This window comes from Lentisphaerota bacterium, from assembly GCA_016873675.1.
Classification (GTDB): domain Bacteria; phylum Verrucomicrobiota; class Kiritimatiellia; order RFP12; family JAAYNR01; genus VGWG01.
The window spans coordinates 1-7,286 of record VGWG01000124.1 but is presented as its reverse complement, the minus strand read 5'-3'; the positions used below and the strand labels follow the sequence as shown (position 1 = coordinate 7,286).

Genomic DNA, 7,286 nt, shown 5'->3' with positions numbered 1-7,286 from the left:
GCATCCGGGCCGCCTTCGCCTTCCCAAACGACGGTCTCGTCAGGCATGCCGGCGTTCTTAATCGTATAGGCGCCTTTGCCGTCCATACCGGCGATGTCGGCCGTTCCCCAGGCATACTCATCCGGGACCGGCAGGAGCGGCCCGCGGCAGGCCTTTTCGAATTCCAACTCGGTCATAGGGCGCAGCCCGGCCCAGGCCATGTACGCCGCGCCGTCTGTCATCAGTATGTTGTTGCAGGGCAGATCCGGCGAAGGGGCCCCGTACAGGGCCGGCTTTCCCGCTATTGGAACGTCGCCTGATGCGGTAAACGTTCCGCGATCGATGATCGTCTTACTGGTCGAGTCGGCGATTCCGGAGGTGACGATGACGACGCGGCGATCAGCCTCGCTGAGCTTTCCGGATGAGGGCCCGATCTTCTTGGCGGGTGAGGAGGGTTTGTCGGCCATGCGCGCCGCCTGCTGCTTGTAGGTGAGGGTGTTGAGAAAATCCACATAGTGCTGTTGGGTCAGTTCGGTGCGCATGCAGTAGAACGCCGCATAACCTTTGGGGAAGCGTGAGCCAAGTCGTTCGGTAAAGCGGACGTTGAAATCCTCTGCCGCTCTCCTGTTGCTCATTCCTGCCGCATTACGGTTACCCAGGTTCGATTCGGCCTCTCCGCCCAGCGCGAGCGCTTGCTCGCCGGTGATGCGGAACGGCTTCGTGCTTGTGCCGGCGGAGAATTGGCCTTTGATGCGGTTCGTGGTCGTGGACCCATCACCGGCCCAGAACGCGCCGGAGGGCACATAGACCATGGGCAGGGCGAATACGCGGACTTCGGCATCGGCGGGAACATCGGTGCAACTCAGCGTGACCCCCTTCCAGACGTTCGGCCCCTGACCCGGCGCGCTCCGGAATATGAAAGCGCCGATGCCGCGCGTGACGCCGGTTACGCCAGACTCCGGGGCGTCGGACAGACCCAACTCCAATGAGACGCCCGCCGGAACGGTATGGCGTGAAGCGTCCGTGCTGAGCGTCGCATGCTGCCAGACATCCTTGCCGGGCATCTTGATCTTGGCGAACACCCACGCCGCATCCCAGCTCTCCAATTTCAGCGGTGCCTGGTCGCCGGTGCGCGCGGCCGGTTCCTCCCACGCCGCCCGCCAGGACCAGTCCCAGGCGATGTCGAAAGTGATGGCGCTCTGGCCCGCATCTGAACTGGCGATCAGTCGCGCGTCAGTGACGCGGATCGGGTCCGCCTTGCCGGTCCCCTTGAAACGGGCGTCGGACGCCAAGACGGGCAAAACGGCAAGCAGCAATACAACGGCAAGTGGCAATAGCTTCTTCATGGTCTTTCCTTATGTTTTTCGATTCCTGTCGATAGCTGCCGATAGCAGTCGGCCGCATTCGATTTGATCTCTGACTTCTGACCCCTTCTCCTACTGCCCCGCTTCTTTCGGCGCATTCCGCACTCCGCGCCATTTCGGACCTCTAACGACTAGTTCTGCGGCCGCGCTGCGGCACGAGGGGTTTCTGTACTCGTGTCCGCCGCGCGTTCCAACACCCACGGCGTCATCTTGCGGCCAGTCAGCAGGGATGACGGTTGTTCCGTTGCCGTGCGTCCCCTTGAAGCTGCGGCCTTTGTCATTACCCGCCGTGACAACGCGCTCGGACGCGGACTTCCACCGGTTGGCGTCATAGGCGCCCCAGTAGGAGTTGTGCGAGATTCCGTGATTTCCCGTCTCCCATCCCTCGTCAATGGGCCCGCGGGAAAACTTCTCGTATTCCATTTCGGTCATCGGCCGCAGTCCGGCCCAAGCCGCGAAGGCCGCTACTAATGGCCAGCGCGAATCGTCCTCTTCATGCCTGAGGTGCTCATAACCTTCCTTACGCCCCCCTTTTTGGAAGGTGAGGTTGCCGGCGGGCATGTTTGCGGGCATTGTGTATTCATGCTTGGCGTCTGGTGGGGTGTACTTTTGGGACTCCGCTTCGGGAATCGTGATCAGAAAATTACCGTAATGGCCGCGTTTGACCATGGTCTTCATGCAGTAGAAGGCGGCATAACCTTTCGGATAGGCGGCCGGTATTTCGCCGCCATCCTCCAGCGGAGCCGCCGTGCCGGCGGACCAGAGTTTGCCTTTCTGTTTTCCGGTTGGAATCGCGCCGGGACCGGTCACACGATACGGTTCGCCCTCGCTGGAAGCGTCCACGTACTGAAAGAACGCATCGGCATCCGCAGCATCCAAACCCAGCAGGAAAGAGCCCTTCGGGATGTAAACCATTTCGATGCCCGTGGCGCAGATCAGCGGGGGAGCGGGTTGAAGTTCTTTCGCGGTGAGGTCGCACACTACGGTGAGATTGGTGGCGATCACGGTACCCTGCCCGAACTCGGCACGACGGATGAATACGCCGAGAAAACCCTCTTCGCCATCCGGAACGAGGAATTCGACAGGTGTGCCATTCCCCTGGGTGTAACCGGTCGGGTTCAGGACTTTATCCGCAACCAGCCGAACATGACGCCAGCCTGCCCCGAGCGAAGTCGAGGGGTCCGCAGCGCCTGTCCCGAGCCCCGTCGAGGGGCCTTCAGGCTTTACCTTGAAGAAAACCCAGACCGCGTCGTGATTGAGCTCGTGCCGAAAGGATCGCCCCCAGGAAAGGTCGAAGCTCAGGGTCGCGGTCTTGTCATCGCGCGGCGTGGCTTTGACATTCGCGATCGTAACGGTGTCGGTGGTGTCGTGCCACCCGGCCTGTGCCATTCCGGTGAGCACAAGCACGGCAACCGTTGAAAGGACCGAGCGTGTGGCTTTCGCCGCCCGGCTATGCTTAATCATCCTGTTCATGTTCATGTCTCCCCTTATTATTGCCGGCGCGCGACCAGCACGTGCACCATCGGGTGCCTTAAAAAAGTCATGGCCCAAGGTCACCTCCTGCATGTGCGACAAGCCTGACAGAGAAAAAGCCGATTACACAGGCATGAGCACTCAGAGCATAGGCGAATATTGAGGCGGATGCAAGCAAGAAAAGGGGTTCCTTCGGAATCGTGTTGACGAGCGTCGGCCAGTCGGCGCGTCCACGCCTGGAAGCTGTGCCGTTGGTCGGCGGTGAATCCGTCGCGCAGCGAGAATTAGCCGAACAAGACTGGGTCCTGTCTCTCCTCGTTGATCGGGTTGCCGGTGCAGCCTTATTGGGTGCGGCATAGGCACGATGCTAAAGCACTTCCTTCAGCGCCGACAAATGCCACCAGGAGATCATTCCGGTGCCTGCGTCCACGCGTGTTTTGACGAAGTCCAGATACTCCTGCGTGCGCATGAATGCCGGAACCTGCCGCGGGTACGGATGCGGTTGCGCGTCGAGATACCGGTCAAGTCGCGTCTGCATGTCGCGCAGGGTCGTGGCATACGCGGGATCATCCGCCAGGTTGTGATCTTCGTACGGGTCGTTTCTCAGGTCGAAAAGCTGTTCCGGGGCAAAGAAGTCTTTGTAATACGAGAGTGCGACTTGTGCGTTGCCTTGGAACCTGTCGGTCTGGTTCGGGGCCGCGTCGGGGTCTTTGCGCTTCATCTTGTCGACGACATGTTCCGGATACCTTAGCGTGATGTACTTGAACTCCGGCGTGCGTACGGCCCGGAAATAGCCGTACTCGAAGAAGAGGTCGTTGTGCAGTTCCCGCTCCTCGCCCCTGAGGATCGGCGCCAACGAGGTTCCGTCCAACGCCAGTTTGTGCGTGATGCCGCACAGGTCAAGCAGGGTGGGGAGCATGTCAATATTCTGGACCATCATTCGTGAAATATGCCCCTTTTTCATCCCCGGCGCGGCGATGAAGCACGGCACGTTGATTCCGCGCTCGTAACAGGTCGTCTTTCCGGGTTCCACGCCGTGGTCCGTGCAGAAAACCAGGATCGTGTTGTCGATTACGCCCATCGCCTCCAGCTTGTTGAGAATGGCGCCGATCTGGTCGTCCAACCAGAGCGCGCTGGCTGTCTGATGGTTCACCTTGCATCCGGCCGTCTGGAGCCTTTCCACAATGCCGGTGCGTGGCGGAAGCGCATCACACACGGTGTCAACCTTCCCGCCGAGCGTGAAGCGCGGATCCTTCTCGAAGGCCGCTAACGCACTGGGGCCGTGCACGCACGTGGAGGCATAGTGAAGCACAAACGGCCGGTCGCCGGAGCACGTATCCAGAAAATCGAGCGCCTTCTGAATCGACCATTCGATGTGGTGGGTGTCCAGCGCCTTCAGCGGCTCCGGGCTATTGTTGCACCACACGATCCCCTCGGCATAATCGTAGCCTGCGGTGCGCTTGATGTTTTCGGAGAGCACCTGCTGATGCGCGCGGAGTTTCTGGTCCATGCCGGGGGCGTCCGGCTTTTCGTCCGGGTCAATCTCCGGCAGACGATCTTCCGGACCCAGCGTACTGGCGTGCCATTTGCCCGCAAAGCCGGTTCGGTATCCCGCTTGCCCGAACAAGAAGCCCTGCGAAGGGATGTCCTCGTTCAGGTACACGTTGAACTCCACGCTCGCCGGTCGGGTCCGAGGGTATCTTGACAGAAAGCGGGGATGGGGATTGGATCCGGCGTACCGTCCGGTCAGATAGGAATACCGCGACGGCTGACACGTGGCCGAGGCGCAGAATGCATTGTCGAACCGCGTGCCCCTGCTCGCAATCCGGTCAATATTGGGTGTCGGCACACGCAGTTCAGGCAGGGGCTGACATTCCGGTTTACCCTGATACGAGGAGAGCCACTTGTGCTTGGTGTCGTCCGAGATGATGAACACGACGTTGGGTTGTTTCATACGCTTTCTTCTTGGTTGGGTGCTAGACGTCTCTGTCTATCAACGTGACGCTCACGGGGTCGAGTCTATGCCGCCCCAAATCCAGTAGGCGACCATCTGGAAGGGTCACGCTTACGGCAGTTTCCATCGGCGCGGACAACAGGTTGAGCAAGAAGATCACGGCCTTGTGGCCCGCCGTCCAGACCGTCACCCAGACGTTCGGGTTGGAGCCGTGTACGGCAGGCTCACAACCGAGCCGAACAAGCAGGTTCTTCAACATCTGTTCCTGTTCGCGCATGCTGTGCTGCCAGGATAGGCCCAGGACGATGACCGTGCCGCCGCCAGGCGTAGTCCAGCTCCAGGCCAATGGCTTTCCGGAACGTTCCTCCATGCCTAAAATTTCGGCTCCCGGCGGAAGCCGCTCCCACAGGGCAGCCACATTGCCCAGCACGTTGGCAACACCGGCAACCCTGGGACGCAGGGGGCTTTTCGGCGGCGGATTAAACGTTGGCGCACCCAGATAATCCGACAGGATTGTGCAGGGGTTCAGATGGTCGTCCAGCCATGGCAGCACCGGTAGGATCAGCGCATGCCCGCCTGCATTCAGTTCGTTGACGATGGCTTGCTGCTTGCGGGCCGCCATGCTGCAGGCGGCGACAACCAGAAGCGGTTTCGTGCCGCGGCCGGGCAGCCGGGCGCCGAGTGGCGCATCGAGCCGCACCATCTCGGGCGACAGGCCGAGACATAGGGCGGTGGTCAACGGACCGGCCCGCATGGCCTCCCACGCCTCTTTGGGGGTGGGGCGGGGTTCCTCATCCGGCCAATATTTCAAAGCCCGCGCGTATTCCAGATCGAGGCCCATGCGAAAGTCGCACACACGCTCAGCCGTCGCCAGCCAGGGCCGTTCCGTGATCGCTTGGCCGAAGGCTTTCTGAGCGGCCAACAGCGGACGGATTTCGCCGGTTGGACTAATGGCGGCGCTGTAATCGTACATATCGCTCATGGCGCCTGCGGCGGGCGGGTTTTGTCCGCCTGTAAAGATGTAGTAGTTAAAGCCCTTCATCCCGAAGGCGAGGTTGGTCATGTAGGAAGCCAGGGCATCCGAGGGGGTCAAGGGCGGCCAGTCGGCACAGCTCCCGCCGGGCAACTCGAAGACCGTGGGCGGGAATCCCATCAGGCGCAGTTCTTCGAGCGACAGCAGGCAACGCACGGCGTATTGCGGGGTGGGGTTGTTTTGCGGCCAGGTCTGGCCGAGATTGTAGTAATGATCGGATCCGAGCAGAAAGCCGTCTCCCAACTCAGCGACGGTCTCCAGAAAATACGTGTTCATGTTGGGATGGGCTGAGTTATGGACAATGGGCGTCTGTATGTGATGCGCCCGAACCTGGTCCGTGAGAAAGCGGGCATACGCGGCGATGGTGCCGAGATAAAAATGGAAGTAATCTTTCCGGCGACGGATGACGCACACGCCTTGACCGCCGCACGGTTCGACTTCCGCAAACGAGGCGTAGCGCGTGCCGTACTGGGTGTTCAGCGTGCGGATGTCGCTATAGCGCGCCTGCAGCCAGAGGGGGTAGCGGCCGTCTGATTGACCGAAGCCCATCGAAACGGGATTGTAGTCCAGACCGCCGAACCACTCGTGAACGCCACCCATTTCATTATCGATCTGGATGAACGCAATCGGACCTGAGCCGCCTGACGGTGTCAGGCAATAGCGCGCCAGGATGGGGCAGACGGCATCGAACCAGCGGCGCACTTTGTCCCAGAACAGGGGATGGACGTAGGAGATCGAGGCCTTGCGGAGGATTTGACCTTCCGGGTTGCGCGCCAGCACCTCCGGATAGTTTTCGCAGAGCCAGCCGGGCAGGCCGTCGTAGATCAACTCGGAGTACTGGTAGGGTCCGGGCCGCGCGATGACGTACAGCCCTTCCTCGCGCGCCACCTGCAGAAACCCTTCCAGATCGAGACCATCACCGCCCCAGGCGAACCGCCCTTCCTCCGGCTCGTGCAGCAGCCAGGGGATGTACGTACTCAGCGTATTGCCGCCGGTCTCCTTGAACAGGCGCATCCGCCTGCGCCAGTCGGCCTTGGGCACGCGAAAGTAATGAAACTCCCCAGAAATCAGGGGTGTCGAAACACCGCCTATCCGGTAACCGGTCGAATCAAAAACCACAGGGTTCATGAGGGCTCCATTCAGACGTTTTTGAGAGAGGTGACATCCTCACGGTTACCGTTGTGGAGGGGATATCATGTCCACATCCACGCTCTTTTGACCGTTCGTTACGCGGACTGCTTTCCAATGCCTGTCCGCAAAATCCATAAAACACGTCCAATCGTATTCCGTGAGATTGTGTTTGCCGGAGCGCATGTGATAACCGATCGAGCCATCGTGCACCGGGGCCTCGACAGCGGGCATGGTCTGACTGTTCAATCCCGGCACGCCCAGCAGCCGGTAAACCGGGTCGGCGCGCACGCACGACTGGAATTCCGCCTGGGGATCGGCCCATGCGTCCCCCTGTGCACTGGCAACGTAAACG

Annotated in this window: 4 protein-coding genes; all 4 read right to left on the bottom strand. The window is 60.7% G+C overall.

From position 1 onward, the window contains the following. Positions 1–1,325: hypothetical protein (locus tag FJ222_11240; protein MBM4164995.1), on the bottom strand; the 1,325-nt coding region annotated here is incomplete at its 3' end. Positions 1,326–1,415: 90 nt separating this feature from the next. Beyond that, positions 1,416–2,816 (bottom strand): hypothetical protein, encoded by a 1,401-nt coding sequence (locus FJ222_11235; GenBank protein MBM4164994.1) that lies wholly within the window; start codon positions 2,814–2,816, stop codon positions 1,416–1,418. Positions 2,817–3,183: 367 nt separating this feature from the next. Then, the gene (locus FJ222_11230) at positions 3,184–4,770 is read right to left on the bottom strand and encodes a hypothetical protein (protein MBM4164993.1); all 1,587 of its coding nucleotides are present in this window, start codon (positions 4,768–4,770) and stop codon (positions 3,184–3,186) included. 22 nt (positions 4,771–4,792) lie between these two features. Next, the gene (locus FJ222_11225) at positions 4,793–6,931 is read right to left on the bottom strand and encodes a hypothetical protein (GenBank protein MBM4164992.1); all 2,139 of its coding nucleotides are present in this window, start codon (positions 6,929–6,931) and stop codon (positions 4,793–4,795) included. Positions 6,932–7,286: the final 355 nt, after the last annotated feature.